This window comes from Piscinibacter sp. PDB5-1 (genome assembly GCF_056676035.1).
Genome location: NZ_JBWVZL010000001.1, coordinates 18390 through 36391, shown reverse-complemented (window position 1 = coordinate 36391; position 18002 = coordinate 18390). Strand labels below are relative to the sequence as shown.

The following is an 18002-nucleotide window of genomic DNA, read 5'->3' as shown; positions in this document are numbered from 1 at the left end:
GGGTGGAGCGCGAGGGCCGGGAGGTTACTTGCGCGCCCGCACCACGTTTCGCGCCTGCACGAACTCGAACGCGTACTTGACCGCCTGCGCGAGCTGAACGGTGTTCACCTCGCGCTCTTGTTCGGTCAGGTAGAAGGCGTAATCGACCTCGTGGCGGATGTACCTCGGCGGCAGCCGGTTCAAGGCCACGCAGGCCACGTCGGCCAGCAGGTCGGTGGGCACGCTCGGGTAGTCGGCCCGCGCGGCGAGCACGGCTTCGAAGACCGCCCGCTCGTGGTGGTTGTGGATGGTTTCGAACTCGGCACTCATGGGTGGGCTCCCGCACTGACGCGTGCCCTGCCACTTTAGGCTTCTGCCGCTGCGGCGGGGCGTGCGAATTTCGCACCCCACCACGCCGCGTTCACGTTCAGTCCTCGATCAGGGCCCCATCGTACATCTCGACGGCGTGGCTGACCATCTTGAAGACATCGGCGTTTTCGAGGCTCAGGTACAGCATGATGCTGATGCGGTCTTGCGTGCTCGGGTTGAACACGTTGTGAAAGTGGTAGCTGTTGAAGCACGTCGCCCGACCGACTGGGTAATGCAGGATGTGCTGGTCGCTCGCCTTGGGCTCATAGCCGTTCAGCAGGTCGGGGTGCACCACGTTGTAGGTGAAGCCTGGCGGCATCACGATCGGCACGTGCACCGTCAACACGTGCTTGGGCTGGTGGTGCTGCCGCACGTGCGAGTGCCAGATCAGCGACTTGCCACCCTTGATGCGCATCACGCGGGCGCGGTGGTTGCTGCCGCGCAGGGCCTTGACCGTGTCGAGGATGTACGGGCACTGCTCGCCCAGTTCGGTGGGCACGATCTGCCGCTTCTCTGCGCGGATCATCTGCTCGTACTCGCGGGTGTGCTCGTGCATGCCCTCACGGCTGTCCGTCCCGTAGCCCAGCAGGGCGCGCCCGCCCCAGGCTTCGGCGTAGCGGCGGCGCACCTCGCCATCGGCGTACTTGGTCTGGTAGGGCTCGAAGTCGGTGATCAGCCCGGCCTCGGCACGGAGTCGTTCGATGTCGAAGCCCATCTGCAGGTCGAGGTGCGGGATCTGCAACACGCGTTGCATCAGGGCGTCGTAGCTGGTGGTCATGGCGGGCGTTGCGTGGTGCGAAATCAGAAGCAGGTGTCGGGGCCGGTGGGCGTCAGTTCAGAGCCGCTCGAGCACCCGCATCGAGTAGTCCACGGCCTTCACGTCCTTGGTGAGCCGGCCGATCGAGATGCGGTCCACGCCAGTGGCCGCGATGGTTTGAATCTGGTCGAGCTTCACGTTGCCCGAGACCTCCAGCAGCGCACGGCCCTGCGTCACGGCGACGGCCTCGCGCATCAGCGGGGGTGTGAAGTTGTCGAGCAGCACGCTCTTGGCGCCGGCCCCGAGGGCTTCTTTCAGTTGCTCGATGGTTTCGACCTCGATCTGGATGTCCACGCCCGCATTCAAGGCTTGGGCGTTGCGCAGCGCTTGGGCCACGCCCCCCGCGGCGGCGATGTGGTTCTCTTTGATGAGGATGCCGTCCCACAGCGCCATGCGCTGGTTCTTGCCGCCGCCCACGCGCACGGCGTACTTCTGCGCCTGGCGCAGGCCGGGGATGGTCTTGCGCGTGTCGAGCACGGCGCAGCCGTTCGGATTGGGTGATGCGCCACCGATCGCATCGACGTGCCGGCGTGTGAGGGTGGCGGTGGCCGACAGCAACTGCAGGTAGTTGAGCGCCGGGCGCTCGGCCGAGAGCAGGGCGCGGGCGTTGGCTTCGATGTGGCACACCAGGGTGTCGGGGGCCATCTTCGCGCCTTCGTCCACATGCCAGTCGATGCGGGCGCTGGCGTCGAGCGCGCGGATGCAGCCGTCGAACCACTCGCGCCCGCACAGCACGGCCTCTTCGCGCACCAGCACGCGGGCTTTGACGCGCTGTTCGCCGGGCACCAGCAGGGCCGTCCAGTCGGCGCGGCCGATGTCTTCCATCAGCGCGTCGCGGATGTTGCGTTCGCGGGCTTGGGCGAGGGTTTCGTTGTACTCGTACATGGCGTCGGTGGGCAGCAAGGCGGGTCGATCGGGCCCGCGATTGTCGCGCCACCGGCTGGGGCGGTTCAGCGCGGCTTCACCTGGTATGTCGCCCGGGCCTCACTTGGGCATCCACACCCGGCACAGCGAGACCAGCTTGTCGATGTCGATGGGCTTCGCGACGTAGTCGTTCGCGCCGGCTTCGAGGCAGCGCGAGCGGTCGTCGGACATCGCCTTGGCGGTGAGGGCGATGATGGGCAGCGCGCTCCAGTGGGGCTTCTCGCGGATGCGCTGCATCGCGGTGATGCCGTCCATCTCCGGCATCATGATGTCCATCAGCACGAGGTCGATGTTGGCAGTCTGGTCGAGCCGTTCGAGCGCTTCGCGGCCGTTGCGCGCGATCTCGAGCTTGGCGCCCAACGGCTCGAACACGCTGCTGAGCGCGAAGATGTTGCGCACGTCGTCTTCGACCAGCAGGATGCGGCGCCCGTCGAGCACCGCGTCGCGCTGGCGGCCTTGCAACAGCAGGCGCTGCTGCTCGGGCGGCAGGCTCGATTCGACGCTGTGCAAGAAGAGCGTCACCTCGTCGAGCAGGCGTTCGGGCGAGCGTGCACCCTTGACGATGATCGACTTCGAATAGCGCCGCAGCCGGTGCTCTTCGTCGCGCGTCAGCGCACGGCCGGTGTACACCACCACCGGTGGGAAGGCGTACTGCTCATTGGCCGACATCTTCTCCAGCAGCTCGTAGCCCGAGCCGTCCGAGAGCGACAGGTCCATCACCATGCAGTCGAAGGTGTGGGTGGCCAGGCACTCCAGCGCCTCGGCCACACCGCCCACGGCATCGATCGCGACATGCTCGCCCTTGAGCAGCAGCACGAGGTTCTGGCGCAGGGCTTCGTCGTCTTCGACCACCAGCACGCGGCGCATTTCGCGCTGCAGCCTGTCTTGCAGGCGCTCGATGGCGGCGACCAGCTCTTCGCGCGCGGCCGGCTTGAGCACATAGCCCACCGCGCCGAGTTCGAGTGCCGTCTGCGTGCGTTCGTGCGCCGACATCATGTGCACGGGGATGTGCCGCGTCTCGGGATCGCGCTTGAGGCGTTCGAGCACCGTGAGGCCCGACTGGTCGGGCAGCCCCACGTCGAGGAGGATGCCGTTCGGCCGCAGTTCTCGCGCGAGCTGCAGCGCTTCGGCGCCCGAGCTTGCGATCGCGCAGTCGAAGCCCAGCTCGTCAGCCAGGTCGCACAGCACCTTGGCGAAACGGGTGTCGTCTTCGACGGCGAGGATCAAGCGCCCCGGGTAGCGGCCCGAGGGGCGGGCGGGCGGTGGGGCTGCGGCCGGTTCGCCTGCAACGGGGGCCGGTGCCGCTGCCGGCATGGCCCGTGCGGGTGTGGCGTGCACGCTCGCCGGCGGCGCGACCGGCGCCTGCGGCAACTGGGCCGGGTCCAGCTCGGTGGGCAGCTCGACGGTGAAGGTGCTGCCGCGGCCGGGCTCGCTGTCCACGCGAATTTCACCGCCCAGGCGGTGTGTCAGCTCGCGCGAGATCGACAGCCCCAGGCCTGTGCCGCCGAAGCGCCGGCTGGTGCTGCCATCGGCCTGGCGAAACGCCTCGAAGATGACCTCTTGCTGGTGCTGCGGAATGCCCACGCCACTGTCGATCACCTCGAACAGCACCCGGCCGCGTGCGCCGGGGCGGATGCGCAACTGCACGCTGCCGCGCTCGGTGAACTTCACCGCATTGGCCAGCAAGTTCTTCAGCACCTGCTGCAGGCGCTGCGCGTCGGTGCCCAGGTGCGCGGGCACGGCCTCATCGACGACGATGTCGAAGGCGAGGGCCTTGTGTTTCGCCAGCGGCTCGAAGGTCGCGCGCAGGCGCTCGACCACCTCGTGCAGCGCCACCGGCTCGATGTGCAAATCCACATGGCCAGCCTCGATCTTCGACAGGTCGAGGATGTCGTTGATGAGTGTCAGCAGGTCGTTGTTCGAGGCCTGGATCGCCATCGCGTACTTGACCTGCTCGCCGTTCAGGTTGCCCTCGCGGTTGTCGGCCAGCAGCTTCGACAGGATCAACGAGCTGTTCAGCGGCGTGCGCAGCTCGTGCGACATGTTGGCGAGAAATTCCGACTTGTAGCGGCTCGCGGTCTCGAGCCGGTCGGCGTTGTCCTTGAGTGCCTGCTGGGCGGCGAGCAGGTCGAGCTTTTGCCGCTCCAGCGTCTGCGTCTGCTCTTCGAGGCGCACGTTGGTCTGTTCCAGCTCGACCTGCTGCGTTTCGAGTCGGGCCTGCGATTCACGCAGCACACGGCTTTGTTCTTCGAGTTCTTCGTTCGACACGCGCAGCTCTTCTTGCTGCTGCTGAAGCACCTCGCTTTGCTGCTGCGTCTCTTCGAGCAACTGCTGCAGCCGCTCGCGGTACAGCGCCGCGCGCAGCGCCACGCCGATGCTTTCGTTGACGAGCTCGAGCAAGGCCAACAGTTGCTCGAAATCGGCCTCGGTGCCCAGAAAGCCCAGTTCGACGACGCCGGCCACGGTGCCGTCGATGCGCAGCGGCGCCACCACCACGTGCCGGGACGCGCTGCCGCCAAGCGCAGAGCGCACGGGAAGGTGCGCTGCGTCCACGCCGCTCAGCACCTGCGCCTTGCCATCGCGCGCCACCTGGCCCGCCACGCCGTGGCGCAAGGCAATGCGCGCCGGCGACGCCTCGGGGTCGAAGGCGTAGCCGCCATCGCGCACCAGCTCGTCGCGTTCGAGCCGATAGATCACGGCCACTTGTGCGCCGACGAACTCACACAAGGCGTGCGCCGCGTTGCCGGCGATCTCGACCAGCGATTGCTCGCCCAGCAGCCGCTGCGCCACGGCCGATTCACCGCGCTGCAGCCACAGCACGCCGTGCAGGTGCCCGCGCGTGGCCAGCACCTGGCGAATCACCGCCGCCAGCACCCAGACCGAAACCGCGCCGGTCGAGCGGTTGAGCGCGGCGATGGCCGGTGTGATGCCTGGGGGTGACAGCAGGTGCCCGAAGACGGTCAGCACCGTCGCGATCGCGGCCACCGCCACCGGCACCCAAGGCCGAGTCTGAAACAGGCCCAGCGCCACCGGCACCAGGTACAGCGCCCACTCGGCGTAGCCCAGCGGCGTCTGGATGTCGATCAGAAAGATCAGCGCCAGCAGCGACAGGCTGGCAAACAGCATGGAAAGCTCGCGCGGTTCGCGGGGAATGACGTTCTGCATGGGCAGTGATGAGGCGCAACAGGCCACTGCAGCTCACCGAACGGTGCGGCGGCTCGTGGACCGGGGACATGCGGCGATGGCTCGACGCGACGGGCCGCGAATGGTAGTGGCCCCCGGCCCAGGACGGCGGATAGCACGGGAACAGGCCCGGCGCTTGTGCGGGAAGGGTGCGTGCATTCCCTCTTCGAAGGGGGCTCGTTCCGTCGGCAGACTTCGCCCGCACGCCGTGCTCGTCGTTGCCTTCAGCGCCGCCGGGCAGCCGTGCGACATAAACCTGGAGACAAACATGGACATCCGCAGCTTGACCTGCACCTCGATTCGAACCCTCGCCGCCTGCCTGGCCTTGGCAGGAGCCTTTGGCACGGCACAGGCGCAGCTCGCCGCGGGCAAGCCGAAGTTCCTGGGCAACATCATCGCGGGCAGCGTGCCCTCGAACTTCAGCGCCTATTGGAACCAGGTCACGCCTGAGAACTCGGGCAAATGGGGCTCGGTCGAGTCCACGCGCAACCAGATGAACTGGAGCCAGCTCGACACGGCCTACAACTACGCGCGGGCCAACGGCTTCCCGTTCAAGCAGCACACCTTCGTGTGGGGCGCGCAAGAGCCGGGGTGGATCGGCTCGCTCAGCAGCTCGCAACAAGCCTACGAGGTCGAGGAGTTCATTCGCCTGTACTGCCAGCGTTACCCGCAGACGCAGTACATCGATGTGGTCAACGAACCGCTGAGCCAGCCCGCGAGCTTCCGCAACGCGCTGGGCGGATCGGGCTCGACCGGCTGGGACTGGATCGTCTGGTCGTTCCAGAAGGCGCGCCAGCACTGTCCCAGCTCGAAGCTGCTGCTCAACGAGTACGGAATCATCAACGACATCAACAAGCTCAACCGCTACAAGGGCATCGTCAACATCCTCAAGGCCCGCGGGCTGATCGACGGCGTGGGCATCCAGGCCCACCACTTCAGCATGGACAACCTGTCGGCTGCCACGATGAAGTCGAACCTCGACGCGCTGGCGCAGACGGGTGTGCCGATCTACGTGTCCGAGCTCGACATGACCGGCGACGACTCGACCCAGCTCGCGCGCTACCAGCGCCTGTTCCCGGGCCTGTGGACGCACCCTGGCGTGGCCCACGTCACCCTGTGGGGCTACATCGAGGGCCAGACCTGGGTCAACAACACCCACCTGGTGCGGCGCGACGGCAGCGAGCGCCCGGCGATGACCTGGCTGAAGACCTACGTGCGCAACACGCAGCTCGGCGGCGGCACCGGCACCAGCAAGAACATCGTCGTGCGCGCCCGCGGCACCACCGGCCAAGAGAGCGTCACGCTGCGCATCGGCAACACCACCGTGCGCACGTGGACGCTGAGCACCACGATGACCAACTACACGATCAGCACCACCGCTGCGGGCGGGGCCACCGTGTCGTTCACGAACGACGCCACCGGCCGCGACGTGCAGATCGACTACTTGAGCGTCAACGGCTCGGTGCGCCAGGCCGAAGCCCAGGCCTACAACACCGGCGTCTGGCAGAACAGCGCCTGCGGCGGCGGCAGCGGTCTGAGCGAATGGCTGCACTGCAACGGCGCCATCGGCTTCGGCGACCTGTGACCGCCCAGAGGTGAAGGAACCCACATGAACACCACCCTCTGGCTGCGCCGCGCGATCTCGGCGCTGGCGACCCTGGCCCTCGCCCTCGGCGCCCTCACGACGGTTGGCGTGCGCTCGGCGCACGCGGCCATCACCATCGACACCAACGCCTGGTACGTCCTCGTCAACGCCAACAGCGGCAAGGCGCTCGACCTGTACAACTGGGTCACCACCGATGGCGGGGAATTCCGCCAATGGACCCGCGCCGACGGCAACAACCAGCAGTTCCAGTTCGTGGCCTCGGGCAACGGCTACTACCGGCTGAAGAACCGCCATTCGGGCAAGGTGGCGGGCGTGGCCAACGCGTCGACCGCCAACGGCGCGGCCATCAACCAGTACACCGACCAGAACACGAGCAGTCAGCAGTTTCGCCTGGTCGGCAACGACAACAGCGCGGTGCGCGTCGTCAATGCCAACTCGGGCAAGGCGCTCGACGTGGTGGGAGCGTCCACGGCCGACGGCGGCGACATCCAGCAATACACCGATTGGGCGGGCAGCAACCAGACCTGGCGGCTGGTGCCGGTGACCACCACCTCCACGCCGCCGCCCACCGGCACGGTGCGGCTGCCCACCAGCTTCCGCTGGACATCGAGCGCCCCGCTGATGGTCGCCAAGCCCTCGACGCAGTATCCCGAGGTGGCCATCAAAGACCCGACGGTGGTGTTCCACAACGGCCGCTGGCATGTCTTCTCGACGCAGGCCAAGGGCAACGGCTGGGGTCTCGAATACCGCTCGTTCACCGACTGGTCGAACGCCGGCTCGGCCAACCCGTACTTCCTCGACTCGACCCGGATCGGCGCGGGTTACCGGGCGGCGCCGTTCGTCTTCTTCCACACGCCTTCGCAGCTCTGGTACCTCGTGTTCCAGAACGGCAACGCGGCCTACTCGACCAACCCCGACATCAGCAACCCCGGCGGCTGGAGCGCGGTGAAGACGTTCTACAGCAGCGTGCCGAGCAACATCCAGGCGGACATCCGCGCGGGCGCCAACTGGCTCGACTTCGCGGTCGCGTGCGACACGGTGAACTGCCACCTGTACTCGGCCGGAGACAACGGCAAGATCTACCGCTCGCAGACCACGCTGGCGAACTTCCCGAACGGTTTCGGCAGCACGGTGGTGATGCTTCAGGACTCGAACCGCAACAACCTCTTCGAGGCGCCGCAGGTCTACAAGGTGCGCGAGACGGGTCAGTACCTGATGATCGTCGAGGCCATCGGCAGCAGCGGGCGCTACTTCCGCTCGTTCACGTCGAGCAGCCTCAGCGGCCCGTGGACGGTCAACGCCGGCACCGAGAGCAACCCCTTCGCGGGCGACGCCAACGTCACCTTCCCGACCGGCAAGTGGAGCCAGGGCATCAGCCACGGCGAGATCCTGCGCACCGGCTACGACCAGAACCTCGAGATCAGCGCCTGCAACATGCGCCTGCTGTACCAGGGGTTGACGCCCGGAGCCAGCGGCAGCTACGACCGGCTGCCGTATCGGCTGGGCCTGCTGACGCAGACCAACTCGCCCTGCTGAGCGGTCCCTGCCGCACGGGCCGTCTGCGCCCGTGCGGCCCAAGGTTGGGGGCCGGATAGCGACCGCTGCGCGCACCGCAGCGGTCGATGCACGCCCGCACCTCACGACTGAGGCGCGGGCGTTCGCCGTACGTCGGCAAATTCCGACAACACGACGAGACAGGCGATGCTGGTGTTTGCGTCGCCGACCTGCCAGTATTGCTGCGCCGCAACAACGGAGGCCGCAATGCTCCCCAAACCCACTGAGCTTTCCGCGCTGCCCCTGGTGAGCGAACGCGCGGGCGCGCCGGCGTGGTCGCTGCTCGGCGTCGAGCCGATGCGTGCGGCGATGGAATACGCCAGCATGAAGCTGATGGACAGCGACGCGCTGCCCCGCGGCGACGGCCACCCGGTGGTGATCTTCCCGGGCCTGGCCACCGACAAGGCCAGCATCCGCCCGCTCAAGGGCCTGTGCCGCCGCCTTGGCTACCGCGCCACCGACTGGGGCCGGGGCCTCAACACCGGCCCCACGGGCGACGTCGATGCCTGGCTGGCCGAACTGGCCGAGCACGTGCACCAACGCACCCGCCACCACCGCCGCCCGGTCAGCCTGGTAGGTTGGAGCCTCGGCGGCATCTACGCCCGTGAACTGGCGCGTCTGATGCCCGAAGGTGTGCGGCAGGTCATCACGATCGGCACGCCCTTTGCAAGCCAGGGCGACGACACGAACGCCGCGTGGCTGTTTCGCTGGCTCAATGGCGGCGAGCCGGTGGTCGATGAGGCGCTGGCCTCGCGGCTGCGCGAAACGCCGCCGGTGCCCACCACGTCGATCTACAGCCGAAGCGACGGCGTCGTGGCCTGGCGGGCCTGCCAGGAGCGCGGAGATTGCGCGCACGCCGAAAACGTCGAAGTCGAAGGCAGCCACATGGGCCTGGTCTGGAACCCCATGGTGATGGCCGTCGTGGCCGATCGATTGGCCCAGCCCGAGCGGGGCTGGCGACCGTTCAGCCCGAAGCAGCCCCAGGACGGCTGGTTCGGCACCGCCCGCTGGGCGGCTTGATGGCTGCCTGCGGCCACGCCCGGCAGTCCCAATTCATTTCTTGCACAGGAGCGAGCAGACCATGACTTCACCGAACGAACATGCAGTCGATGTCGAATCGGCCGGCCCGTCCGCGGCACGCGAGTCCAGCGGCGACCAGCCCGCCTCGCAACCGGCCCCCCGTGCGGGCGACTACTGGACGCGCACCTGCGGCGTGCCCTGGGAGCGCATCTCGAAGGCCGTGCAGGCTGTGGGAAAGCGCAACCTCAGAACGCCCCGCGACGGGGCCTCTTGAAGGGGCGATCCGAGGGGCGAGCCCCAGGGTGAACCGCGGCTCGTGCTTTCAGGTGCCTGGTCAGCGCAGCCGGCGCTGAGAAGAGGGTAGGCTCCACGCGGCTTTGACGGCGTGGTGCGTCACGCTGCGCGCCGCGCGCACGGCGGCGCTCGGGTCGGCCGTTTCGCGCGCGATCTGGTAGATCCACTCGGCCAGCAGCGGGTTGCGATGCGCCAGGGCGTCCCAGCTCGTGCGCCAGCAACGCGTGAGGTCGGCGTAGGGCAGCAGTTGCGGGCGGGTGCCGCGCGGGCGGTCTTTGCCGCTGCGCGGCGAATACACCTTGCCCATGTCGAACAGAAAGGCCACGGCGGAGCAGACCTGCTGCAACTCGTCCACACGCCGCGGCAGCGGCTCGAACGCGTGCGCGTCGTGGTCGGCGTCGAGCGCCAACTCGGCGGCGGTGATGCTCGCTTCGAGCAGGCCGTGGGCGTGGTTGTGGTGGTCGGACGCCGCGGGCTGCGTCAGGAAGTGGTCGAGGTTGTGGGTGCGCTCCAGCGCCTGCGCCACGAACATCTGCAGGTCGGGCGACCACCGGCTGCACAGCACCGCCCAGCGGTACACGAGCGGTGAAGGCACCTTCAGGTGCGCGAGGTTGCCGCCATTCACCCGGGCGATCAGGTCGGTGAGCAGATCGCGGGCGTAGCGCCCGCGCCCCATGAAGCCCTTGGTCGGCAGTTGCGCGGCCGGCACGGCACGGCGGAAACGGTCGGTCGAGTCAGAGTTCACGGCGGTCTCGCATCCAGGCATGAGGGGCCCGGTCGAATCCATTCTGCGAGCACAGGGTTGCGCCCAATGCCCGGAAAAACGCTTCCAATGGCCTGCCAGTTCGATGGATCGAGGCATCCGTCACGATTTGCAGCCTGCCTTGACTTTGCCTCGAGGGGCGTCGGAGATGTCCGACCGTCGATCCGGCCATTGGCTGCTTCACCGACGATCGGGTGCGTGTGACGCTCCCGGGCATCGACGCATGGAGGATTGCTATGAGCAAGCGAATGACCAAGGCCGATCTGCCCACCTCGCTGGGTGCCTTCAAGCCGGTGGACCACGTGATGCTGGCGGTGGCCGACGACCAGCAGGCCGAGCAGACCGTGCGGGCGTTGCACGAAGCAGGCTTCCGCGAGGCCGACGTGCTGCGATTCAGCCCCAACGAGGGCGGGTCCGAGATGGCCCACATGATCGAGCGCAGCAGCGAGTTCGCTGGCTTCGGCTACGAGATCACGCTGATGCGGCGTTACCTCGACCTCGCGCGCCAGGGCTACCAGTGGGTGCTGGTCTATGCACCCGACGACACCCGCGCGACCCGCGTGCGCGAAGTGGCCGAGCAGATCGGCCTGCCGATGGCCGTGCGCTACCACCTGCTGGCGGTCGAAGACCTGGTGTGAGCGCCCGGCCGGCGGCCCTGTGGCGCCGCCGCGCGCTGCGTGATCTGGCGGTGTACGCGGATTTGTTCGCGCTCTTCGTGCGATGAAGCGGCGGCATCCCCGATCCAATCGGGGGCATGTGGAAAGCATTGCCTGGGTCTTCGGCGTGCGTCGGCGTGGCGCTCGTCACCGCCGCGTGTTCGGCTCTTGCCGATGGGGGGCTCACGCCGCTTGAAAACCAGTGGCTGCAGGCCGGCTCGCCGGTCATCCACTACGCACGCCTGCAGAAATTGCCGCTCGATGTGGTCGTGCAGCCCACCGACCAGCCCGGCCGCGCGCCCCTGGCCATGGCTTACGTCGAGGGGCGCTGCAAGCTGGTCTTCTCGATGCGCGGCAACCCCCAGGCCGAGACCACCTTGAGTGGCGTGCCGCCCGAGTTGGTTCAGCCGGTGATCGAGGCGGTGACCGCACACGAAATCGGCCACTGCTGGCGCTACGTGCAAGGCGCCTGGCACCGGTTGCCCTCGGGCGTCAGCGAAGCGGCGTTCGCTGCCAGCGGCGACCGCGAGCTGGACGACGCGCAGCGCAGCATGCGCGACACCCGGCATGAAGAAGGCTTCGCCGACCTCGTGGGCCTTGCCTGGGCGCTGAACCGCCACCCGGCGCACTACGCGCGCGTGCACGCCTGGTTCACCCAGGTGCGCGACGACCCGCACGGCAACGGCCACCACGACACCCGGGTGTGGCTGCGCCTGGTGCGCGACCCGTCCGCTTTTGCCGAGGGCGCCACGCCCTTCGAACAGGTCATCGCGCTGTGGCAGCGCGGGCTCGCCGCCAGCGCGCGTCACACCGAGCCCTGATGGCGCCGCCGGCCCGAGCGCCGGCGAGCATCTCAACCGCGCCATGGGAACGCGGCTTGCCGGTTTCGACCACCAGTCGAACCGCGTGTGAGCAACCCATTTGGCGAGGTGGCCATGACCAAACCCGAAAGCAAGAACCCACGCCGCGCGGCCGATTCGGCGACCGGCGAGCGCACCGCCGAGAAGCACCGCAGCCTTCAGCGCGAGCAGGACGCCCGCGACGCGCAACGGCCCGCGCCTGCGGCCGGCGAATCCCGCACCGCGGTGCAGGCCGGGGCGCGCCCGCAGCCGAGCGAGTTGCCCGCCCAGCACATTGAAAAGCCGGGCTTCGAGCACGTGCTCGACCTCGAACCCCGCTTCATGGCGCCCGACTACCGGGGCAGCGGCAAGTTGGACGGCATGAGCGCGCTGATCACCGGTGGCGACTCGGGCATCGGCCGGGCGGTCGCGGTGCTCTATGCGCGCGAAGGCGCCGACGTGGCCATCGTCTACCTCAGCGAGCACGAAGACGCACAAGCCACCCAGCGCTGCGTCGAGGCCGAGGGCCGGCGCTGCGAGCTCATCCCCGGCGATGTGAAGGACAGCGCCTTCTGCAAGCAGGCGGTCGAGCAGACGGTGAATGCCTTCGGCCGGCTCGACATCCTCGTCAACAACGCCGCCTTCCAGGAGCACGTGGCCTCGCTCGAAGACGTCTCGGACGAGCGCTTTGACGAGACCTTTCGCACCAACGTCTACGGCTATTTCCACATGGCGCGCGCGGCCCTGCCGCACCTGAAGCCGGGCGGCTCGATCATCAACACCGGCTCGGTGGTGGGCCTGCAGGGCAGCCCGCAACTGCTCGACTACTCGACCACCAAGGGTGCGATCCACGCCTTCACCAAGTCGCTTGCGCACAACCTCATCGACAAGGGCATCCGCGTCAACGCGGTCGCGCCCGGGCCGGTGTGGACGCCCCTCAACCCGGCCGACGCGCCGGCCGAGAAGGTTGCCGAGTTCGGCAAGAAGACCCACATGAAGCGCGCCGCCCAGCCCGAAGAGCTGTCGCCGGCGTATGTGTTTCTCGCCGCGCCGAGCTGCGCGGGCTACATCACAGGCATCGTGCTGCCGGTCACCGGCAGCGTGGGTGCGATCTGATTGAAAGGGACATCGACATGAGGACCGACACCCACCACCCGGCTGCCCGGGCCCAAGCGATCGAAGACGTCTACCGCCAACTTGTGAAGGGCCTCGGGCACGAGCACGTCAACGACGACAACGTGTCCGAACTGATCCGCAGGGCCGAGATGGATGGCCACACCGTGCTCGCACAAGAGCTGCGCGAGTGGCAGGCGTCCTGCGGCGCCGAAGCCCCCAGCACCATCGCCCCCACGCCGGGCTTTAACCGAGGCAACGTCAAGCACCGCTGAGCCATCCCGACATGCGGGGTGAGTGATCGGCGCCGGTGACGATTGGCAGTTCAGCCCGCGAACAGCTTCGCGGTGATCTGCGCCACCCGCCGGCCCTGCACGCGTGCGATGCCCAGCTCGGCGCTGCTCGGCTGGCGTTTGCCGTCGCCGCCGGCAATGGTGGTCGCCCCGTAGGGCGTGCCGCCCATCACTTCGGAGATGTCGTTCAGGCGCTGCTCCGAGTAGGGCACCCCGACGATGACCATGCCGAAGTGCAGCAGCGTGGTGTGAAAGCTCGTGATCGTGGTTTCCTGCCCGCCGTGCTGGGTGGCCGTGCTGACGAACACGCTGCCCACCTTGCCTTCGAGGGCACCCTTGGCCCACAGGCCGCCGGTCTGGTCGAGGAAGTTGCGCATCTGCGAGGCCATGTTGCCGTAGCGTGTGGGCGTGCCGAAGATGATCGCGTCGTAGTTCACCAGTTCGGCCACGGTGGCCACCGGTGCTGGCTGGTCGAGCTTGTAGTGCGACTTGCGCGCCACCTCGTCGGGCACGAGTTCGGGCACGCGTTTGATGTCCACCGTGGCGCCGGTTTCACGCGCACCTTCGGCAACCGCCTGCGCCATCTGCTCGACGTGGCCGTAGGTCGAGTAGTAGAGAACCAGAACTTTTGCCATGTGTCGCTCCTGTGTGGACGGGAGTTCGCAGAAGCAGGCATTGTTCGGCGGCTCGCCGGCCTTGCCCGGGCGGGGCCATTCGCCCCTGCACCGATCAGGGTGTCATGGTCGTGCGCGTGGCGCGGCCGGGGTCGGACGGCGCGACCCCGTGGCTGGCCATCGATTCGCCCAGCCGCACGCCGAGCTCGGCACGCCACGACGGGTTGAAACGCAGGTCGCCCTTCGGAAAGAGCATCACCACGGTCGAGCCGAGCAGAAAGCGGCCCATCTCGTCACCCTGCTTCAGCTGCACGGGCGAGTCGGCGTATGTCCATTCGCGCAGCGTGCCCGGGCGCGGCGGGTTGACGACGCCATGCCACACAGTGGCCATGCTGCCGACGATGGTTGCGCCGACCAGCGCCAGCACGAAAGGTCCGCTCGGCCCGTCGAACACGCAGACGACCCGCTCGTTGCGCGCAAACAGACCCGGCACGCCGCGCGCGGTGGTCGGGTTCACCGAGAACAGCGCGCCTGGCACGTGGATCATCCGCCGCAGCCGGCCGTCGCAGGGCATGTGGATGCGGTGGTAATCGCGCGGGCTGAGGTAGATGGTGGCGAAGTGGCCGTCGTCGAATTGCTTGGCGAGTTGGGCGTCGCCGCCGACCAGGGCGGTGGTCGAGTAGTGGTGGCCCTTGGCCTGGAAGATCTGGTCGCGCTCGATGCGGCCGAACTGGCTGATCGCGCCATCGACCGGGCACACCAGGTCGGCTTGCGCCAGCGGCCGCAAGCCGGCGCGCAGCGGGCGCGTGAAGAACTCGTTGAAGCTCTTGTAGGCCGTGATGTCGGGGTTGGCCGCTTCGTCCATCGCCACGCGATAGCGCTTGACGAAGGCGCGGATGACGCTCGTCGTGAGTGCACCGCCTTCGAGCGATGCAGCCCAGCCCGCAAGTTGCGTCAGCGCCTGCTTGGGCAAGAGGTATTGGGGCAGGACGGCAAGGCGCGACACGGCAGGGCAGGGGAGTCCAAAGGGCCGTGAGTGTAGCCAGCGGGCTTTGCCCGCCGAAGCGGCTGCGGATTTCACGCCAGCGCGTCGGGCAGAATCCCGACCCTCATGTTGACCCTCCACGAGCTCGCCTGCATGAAAGGTGAGCGGCTCCTCTTTCGCGGCGTGCAATGCACCTTGGACCGTGGCGCCTGGCTGCACGTCACGGGTGCCAACGGCCGGGGCAAGACGAGCCTGCTGCGCATCGTCTGCGGCCTGTCCCCCGCGGCGTCGGGCGAGGTGCGCTGGGGGGGCGAGCCGATCCAGCGCTTGCGTGAGGCCTACCGCCGCGAGCTGCTGTACGTCGGTCACGACAGCGGCCTGCAGGCCATGCTGAGTGCGCGTGAAAACCTTGCCACGGCCGCCGCGCTGTCGGGCGTTCGCCTGTCGCCCGAGGCCATCGACGACGCGCTGGGCCAGATGGGCCTCGCGGGCCGCGAAGACCTGCCCACGCGCTACCTCTCGCAAGGCCAGAAGCGCCGCGTCGCGTTGGCCCGGCTGGTGTTCAGCCCGGCCGCGCTGTGGGTGCTCGATGAACCCTTCGTCGCCATGGACGCCCATGCGCTGGGCGTCTTGTCGGGCCTGATCGCCGCGCACCTGGCGCGGGGCGGCCTGGCCGTGATGACCAGCCACCAGGCGGTGGACATCGGCGGCATCGCGCCGCGCACGCTGGAGTTGGGTGCATGAATTCGCCCACCTCGCTTGCCGCAAGTGCCGCGCCTGCTATCGGCGCACAGCCGGCCGTCGGTGACTGGGCGGTGTTCGTCGCCGTGCTGCGCCGCGACCTGCGCGTGGCCATGCGCCAGAAGAGCGAGGTGCTGCTGTCGCTGGTGTTCTTCGTGATCGTCGCGGCGCTCTTTCCGCTGGGCATCGGCCCCGAGTCGGCTTTGTTGCAGCGCATCGCGCCGGGCATCCTGTGGGTGGGGGCCCTCCTGGCGGCGGTGTTGTCACTGCAGCGCATGTTCGCCACCGACCACGCCGACGGCAGCCTGGAGCAGATGATCCTGTCGCCCGCACCGCTGTGGGTGTCGGTCGCCGCCAAGGTGCTCGCGCACTGGCTGCTGACCGGCCTGCCGCTGGTGCTGGTGGCGCCGCTCCTGGGGCTGCAGTTTCACCTCGATGGACGCGCGCTGGCGATCCTGTGCGGCTCGCTGCTGCTGGGCACGCCGGTGCTCAGCCTCATCGGTGCCATCGGCGCGGCACTCACGCTGGGCGTGCGCGGCGCGGGGGTGCTGATGTCGCTGCTGGTGCTGCCGCTGTACGTGCCGGTGCTGATCTTCGGCGCCGGGGCGGTCGAGGCCGACGGGGCGGGGCTCGACCCCTCGGGGCACCTGTCGCTGCTGGGGGCCATGCTGGCCGTGTCGCTGGTGTTCGCGCCCTGGTCCACGACGGCTGCGCTGCGGATTTCGGTCGAGTAAGCCGGCCGCGCAGCACTGTTACGGCCTGACAAACCTATGGCGTTTCCACCCAGATTCGCCCCTTCCCGGTGCTTGTACAGTGCCGGGTTGGCCTTTTTGCACGCAAGTGCGTCGAGCCGAACGGCCCGTTTCACGCAATCCGCATGACCTCCCGCTCGATCAACTGGTTCAAGTTCGCGTCGCCCCAGACCTTCTACCCGCTCGCGGGCAGGCTGTGGCCGCTGTTCGCCGTGCTGGCGCTCGCGCTCACGCTCGTCGGTCTGTGGATCGGCTTCTTCGTCGCGCCCACCGACGCGCAGCAGGGCGAGGGCTACCGCATCATCTTCGTGCACGTGCCGGCAGCGTGGATGGCGATGTTCATCTACGTCGTGATGGCCTTCTGGGCCGGCATTGGCCTCGTCTTCAACAGCCGGCTGTCGGGCATGATGGCCTCGGCCCTGGCGCCGACCGGTGCGATGTTCGCCTTCTTGTCGCTGTGGACCGGCGCGCTGTGGGGCAAGCCGATGTGGGGCGCCTGGTGGGTGTGGGACGCACGGCTCACCTCCACGCTGATCCTCTTCTTCCTGTACCTCGGCTTCATGGCCTTGCAGGCGGCCATCGACGACCCGCGCCGCGCTGACCGCGCCGGTGCCGTGCTGGCGCTGGTGGGCGTGATCAACGTGCCGATCATCTATTTTTCGGTCAAGTGGTGGAACACATTGCACCAAGGCGCCTCTGTGTCTCTGACCAAGTCGCCTTCGATGGCGACGACCATGCTCTGGGGCATGCTGATCATGGCGCTGGCGTTCTGGATGTACGCCATCGCCGCCGCGTTCTCGCGCGTGCGCAGCATCATCCTCGAGCGCGAACGACACACCGAATGGGTTCGACATGCAGTGGCACAGTCTCAATGATTTCTTGGCGATGGGCGGCTACGGCGGCTACGTCTGGGGCAGTTTCGGCGTGACCGCCGTGGCGATGGCCGGTGAAGCCTGGCTGTTGCGGCGCCGCCGCGCGCAGGCGCTGGCGCAGGTTCGCCGGCAGGCGCTGATCGACGGGCGCGATGAAGTGCGCGGGGTGCAGGCATGAAGCCGCGTCACAAACGGCTGGCGATCATCGTCGGCGGCGTCGCCGCGCTGGGCGTCGCCGCGGCCCTGGTGCTCAATGCCTTCCAGAGCAACCTCGTCTTCTTCTTCACGCCCTCGCAGATCGTCGCCGGCGAGGCGCCGAAGGACCGCACCTTCCGCATCGGCGGCATGGTGAAAGAGGGCAGCGTCAAGCGCCACGACATGACTGTGAGCTTTGTCGTCACCGACACGGCGCGCGAGATCCCGGTGTCGTACACGGGCATCCTGCCCGACCTGTTTCGTGAAGCGAAAGGCGTGGTCGCGCAGGGCAAGCTCGACGCGCGCGGGCATTTCCAGGCCACCGAGGTGCTCGCCAAGCACGACGAAAACTATATGCCGCCCGAGGCGCAGCATGCGGTGGACCAGGCCAAGGCGGCTGCACAAGCTGCCAAGACACTCAAGCAGCCTTGAC

General features: G+C 68.1%; 20 protein-coding genes. 13 read left to right on the top strand and 7 right to left on the bottom strand.

Annotated features, from left to right (window positions below; genetic code table 11):
* Positions 1–24 precede the first annotated feature (24 nt).
* The 4 genes from AC1KAT_RS00160 to AC1KAT_RS00145 all read right to left on the bottom strand — a co-directional run bounded on the left by AC1KAT_RS00160 (position 25) and on the right by AC1KAT_RS00145 (position 5215).
* Positions 25–309, bottom strand: a complete 285-nt coding sequence (locus AC1KAT_RS00160; protein WP_480321543.1) for a late competence development ComFB family protein — start codon at positions 307–309, stop codon at positions 25–27.
* A 97-nt stretch (positions 310–406) separates the two neighbouring features.
* The gene (locus tag AC1KAT_RS00155) at positions 407–1126 is read right to left on the bottom strand and encodes an aspartyl/asparaginyl beta-hydroxylase domain-containing protein (protein WP_480321541.1); all 720 of its coding nucleotides are present in this window, start codon (positions 1124–1126) and stop codon (positions 407–409) included.
* Positions 1127–1183: 57 nt separating this feature from the next.
* Positions 1184–2050, bottom strand: coding sequence for a carboxylating nicotinate-nucleotide diphosphorylase (nadC, locus tag AC1KAT_RS00150; protein WP_480324276.1), 867 nt, complete (start codon positions 2048–2050; stop codon positions 1184–1186).
* A 99-nt stretch (positions 2051–2149) separates the two neighbouring features.
* Positions 2150–5215 (bottom strand): response regulator, encoded by a 3066-nt coding sequence (locus tag AC1KAT_RS00145; protein ID WP_480321539.1) that lies wholly within the window; start codon positions 5213–5215, stop codon positions 2150–2152.
* 325 nt (positions 5216–5540) lie between these two features.
* Here AC1KAT_RS00145 and AC1KAT_RS00140 point away from each other — a divergent pair, with 325 nt between their 5' ends.
* From AC1KAT_RS00140 to AC1KAT_RS00125, 4 genes are all read left to right on the top strand, one after another.
* Positions 5541–6857 (top strand): endo-1,4-beta-xylanase, encoded by a 1317-nt coding sequence (locus AC1KAT_RS00140; protein WP_480321537.1) that lies wholly within the window; start codon positions 5541–5543, stop codon positions 6855–6857.
* Between the two features lie 24 nt (positions 6858–6881).
* Complete coding sequence (locus tag AC1KAT_RS00135) at positions 6882–8414, top strand: non-reducing end alpha-L-arabinofuranosidase family hydrolase (RefSeq protein WP_480321535.1); 1533 nt, start codon at positions 6882–6884, stop codon at positions 8412–8414.
* 225 nt (positions 8415–8639) lie between these two features.
* Positions 8640–9452 carry an esterase/lipase family protein gene (locus AC1KAT_RS00130; RefSeq protein ID WP_480321533.1) on the top strand — a complete coding sequence of 271 codons (813 nt, stop codon included), beginning with the start codon at positions 8640–8642 and terminating at the stop codon, positions 9450–9452.
* Positions 9453–9513: 61 nt separating this feature from the next.
* A complete protein-coding gene (locus AC1KAT_RS00125) occupies positions 9514–9726 on the top strand; it encodes a hypothetical protein (protein ID WP_480321531.1) in 213 nt (70 codons plus the stop codon).
* A 60-nt stretch (positions 9727–9786) separates the two neighbouring features.
* Here AC1KAT_RS00125 and AC1KAT_RS00120 read toward each other — a convergent pair whose 3' ends face one another.
* A complete protein-coding gene (locus AC1KAT_RS00120; protein WP_480321529.1) occupies positions 9787–10491 on the bottom strand; it encodes a hypothetical protein in 705 nt (234 codons plus the stop codon).
* 254 nt (positions 10492–10745) lie between these two features.
* Between AC1KAT_RS00120 and AC1KAT_RS00115 the strand changes: the two genes are divergently transcribed.
* The 4 genes from AC1KAT_RS00115 to AC1KAT_RS00100 all read left to right on the top strand — a co-directional run bounded on the left by AC1KAT_RS00115 (position 10746) and on the right by AC1KAT_RS00100 (position 13392).
* Positions 10746–11147, top strand: a complete 402-nt coding sequence (locus AC1KAT_RS00115) for a hypothetical protein (RefSeq protein ID WP_480321527.1) — start codon at positions 10746–10748, stop codon at positions 11145–11147.
* Between the two features lie 116 nt (positions 11148–11263).
* A complete protein-coding gene (locus tag AC1KAT_RS00110; RefSeq protein ID WP_480321525.1) occupies positions 11264–11986 on the top strand; it encodes a hypothetical protein in 723 nt (240 codons plus the stop codon).
* Between the two features lie 114 nt (positions 11987–12100).
* A complete protein-coding gene (locus AC1KAT_RS00105; RefSeq protein ID WP_480321523.1) occupies positions 12101–13120 on the top strand; it encodes an SDR family oxidoreductase in 1020 nt (339 codons plus the stop codon).
* 17 nt (positions 13121–13137) lie between these two features.
* On the top strand, positions 13138–13392 hold the full coding sequence (locus AC1KAT_RS00100) for a hypothetical protein (RefSeq protein ID WP_480321521.1): 255 nt from the start codon (positions 13138–13140) through the stop codon (positions 13390–13392).
* A gap of 50 nt (positions 13393–13442) precedes the next feature.
* On the opposite strand, the gene wrbA is transcribed toward AC1KAT_RS00100, so the two are convergent.
* Both wrbA and asd read right to left on the bottom strand, forming a co-directional pair.
* Positions 13443–14045, bottom strand: a complete 603-nt coding sequence (wrbA, locus tag AC1KAT_RS00095; protein ID WP_480321519.1) for an NAD(P)H:quinone oxidoreductase — start codon at positions 14043–14045, stop codon at positions 13443–13445.
* Positions 14046–14139: 94 nt separating this feature from the next.
* Complete coding sequence (asd, locus tag AC1KAT_RS00090) at positions 14140–15030, bottom strand: archaetidylserine decarboxylase (protein WP_480321518.1); 891 nt, start codon at positions 15028–15030, stop codon at positions 14140–14142.
* Positions 15031–15135: 105 nt separating this feature from the next.
* Between asd and ccmA the strand changes: the two genes are divergently transcribed.
* The 5 genes from ccmA (at position 15136) to ccmE (ending at position 18001) form a co-directional block, all read left to right on the top strand.
* Positions 15136–15753 carry a cytochrome c biogenesis heme-transporting ATPase CcmA gene (gene ccmA, locus AC1KAT_RS00085; protein ID WP_480321516.1) on the top strand — a complete coding sequence of 206 codons (618 nt, stop codon included), beginning with the start codon at positions 15136–15138 and terminating at the stop codon, positions 15751–15753.
* Positions 15750–16484 (top strand): heme exporter protein CcmB, encoded by a 735-nt coding sequence (gene ccmB, locus AC1KAT_RS00080; RefSeq protein WP_480321514.1) that lies wholly within the window; start codon positions 15750–15752, stop codon positions 16482–16484. The genes ccmA and ccmB overlap by 4 nt, the downstream gene beginning before the upstream one ends.
* A gap of 143 nt (positions 16485–16627) precedes the next feature.
* Positions 16628–17377, top strand: coding sequence for a heme ABC transporter permease CcmC (gene ccmC, locus AC1KAT_RS00075; protein ID WP_480321512.1), 750 nt, complete (start codon positions 16628–16630; stop codon positions 17375–17377).
* Positions 17355–17552, top strand: a complete 198-nt coding sequence (gene ccmD, locus AC1KAT_RS00070; RefSeq protein WP_480321510.1) for a heme exporter protein CcmD — start codon at positions 17355–17357, stop codon at positions 17550–17552. Before ccmC ends, ccmD begins: the two co-directional genes overlap by 23 nt.
* Positions 17549–18001, top strand: a complete 453-nt coding sequence (gene ccmE / locus AC1KAT_RS00065; RefSeq protein ID WP_480321508.1) for a cytochrome c maturation protein CcmE — start codon at positions 17549–17551, stop codon at positions 17999–18001. Before ccmD ends, ccmE begins: the two co-directional genes overlap by 4 nt.
* The last annotated feature ends 1 nt before the right edge of the window (position 18002 follow it).

What these genes read in the sequence shown, in the direction of transcription:
- AC1KAT_RS00160 (WP_480321543.1), bottom strand. Translation starts at nt 309, where the DNA reads ATGAGTGCCGAGTTCGAAACCATCCACAACCACCACGAGCGGGCGGTC.
- AC1KAT_RS00155 (WP_480321541.1), bottom strand. Translation starts at nt 1,126, where the DNA reads ATGACCACCAGCTACGACGCCCTGATGCAACGCGTGTTGCAGATCCCG.
- nadC (WP_480324276.1), bottom strand. Translation starts at nt 2,050, where the DNA reads ATGTACGAGTACAACGAAACCCTCGCCCAAGCCCGCGAACGCAACATC.
- AC1KAT_RS00145 (WP_480321539.1), bottom strand. Translation starts at nt 5,215, where the DNA reads ATGCTGTTTGCCAGCCTGTCGCTGCTGGCGCTGATCTTTCTGATCGAC.
- AC1KAT_RS00140 (WP_480321537.1), top strand. Translation starts at nt 5,541, where the DNA reads ATGGACATCCGCAGCTTGACCTGCACCTCGATTCGAACCCTCGCCGCC.
- AC1KAT_RS00135 (WP_480321535.1), top strand. Translation starts at nt 6,882, where the DNA reads ATGAACACCACCCTCTGGCTGCGCCGCGCGATCTCGGCGCTGGCGACC.
- AC1KAT_RS00130 (WP_480321533.1), top strand. Translation starts at nt 8,640, where the DNA reads ATGCTCCCCAAACCCACTGAGCTTTCCGCGCTGCCCCTGGTGAGCGAA.
- AC1KAT_RS00125 (WP_480321531.1), top strand. Translation starts at nt 9,514, where the DNA reads ATGACTTCACCGAACGAACATGCAGTCGATGTCGAATCGGCCGGCCCG.
- AC1KAT_RS00115 (WP_480321527.1), top strand. Translation starts at nt 10,746, where the DNA reads ATGAGCAAGCGAATGACCAAGGCCGATCTGCCCACCTCGCTGGGTGCC.
- AC1KAT_RS00110 (WP_480321525.1), top strand. Translation starts at nt 11,264, where the DNA reads ATGTGGAAAGCATTGCCTGGGTCTTCGGCGTGCGTCGGCGTGGCGCTC.
- AC1KAT_RS00105 (WP_480321523.1), top strand. Translation starts at nt 12,101, where the DNA reads ATGACCAAACCCGAAAGCAAGAACCCACGCCGCGCGGCCGATTCGGCG.
- AC1KAT_RS00100 (WP_480321521.1), top strand. Translation starts at nt 13,138, where the DNA reads ATGAGGACCGACACCCACCACCCGGCTGCCCGGGCCCAAGCGATCGAA.
- wrbA (WP_480321519.1), bottom strand. Translation starts at nt 14,045, where the DNA reads ATGGCAAAAGTTCTGGTTCTCTACTACTCGACCTACGGCCACGTCGAG.
- ccmA (WP_480321516.1), top strand. Translation starts at nt 15,136, where the DNA reads ATGTTGACCCTCCACGAGCTCGCCTGCATGAAAGGTGAGCGGCTCCTC.
- ccmB (WP_480321514.1), top strand. Translation starts at nt 15,750, where the DNA reads ATGAATTCGCCCACCTCGCTTGCCGCAAGTGCCGCGCCTGCTATCGGC.
- ccmC (WP_480321512.1), top strand. Translation starts at nt 16,628, where the DNA reads ATGACCTCCCGCTCGATCAACTGGTTCAAGTTCGCGTCGCCCCAGACC.
- ccmD (WP_480321510.1), top strand. Translation starts at nt 17,355, where the DNA reads ATGCAGTGGCACAGTCTCAATGATTTCTTGGCGATGGGCGGCTACGGC.
- ccmE (WP_480321508.1), top strand. Translation starts at nt 17,549, where the DNA reads ATGAAGCCGCGTCACAAACGGCTGGCGATCATCGTCGGCGGCGTCGCC.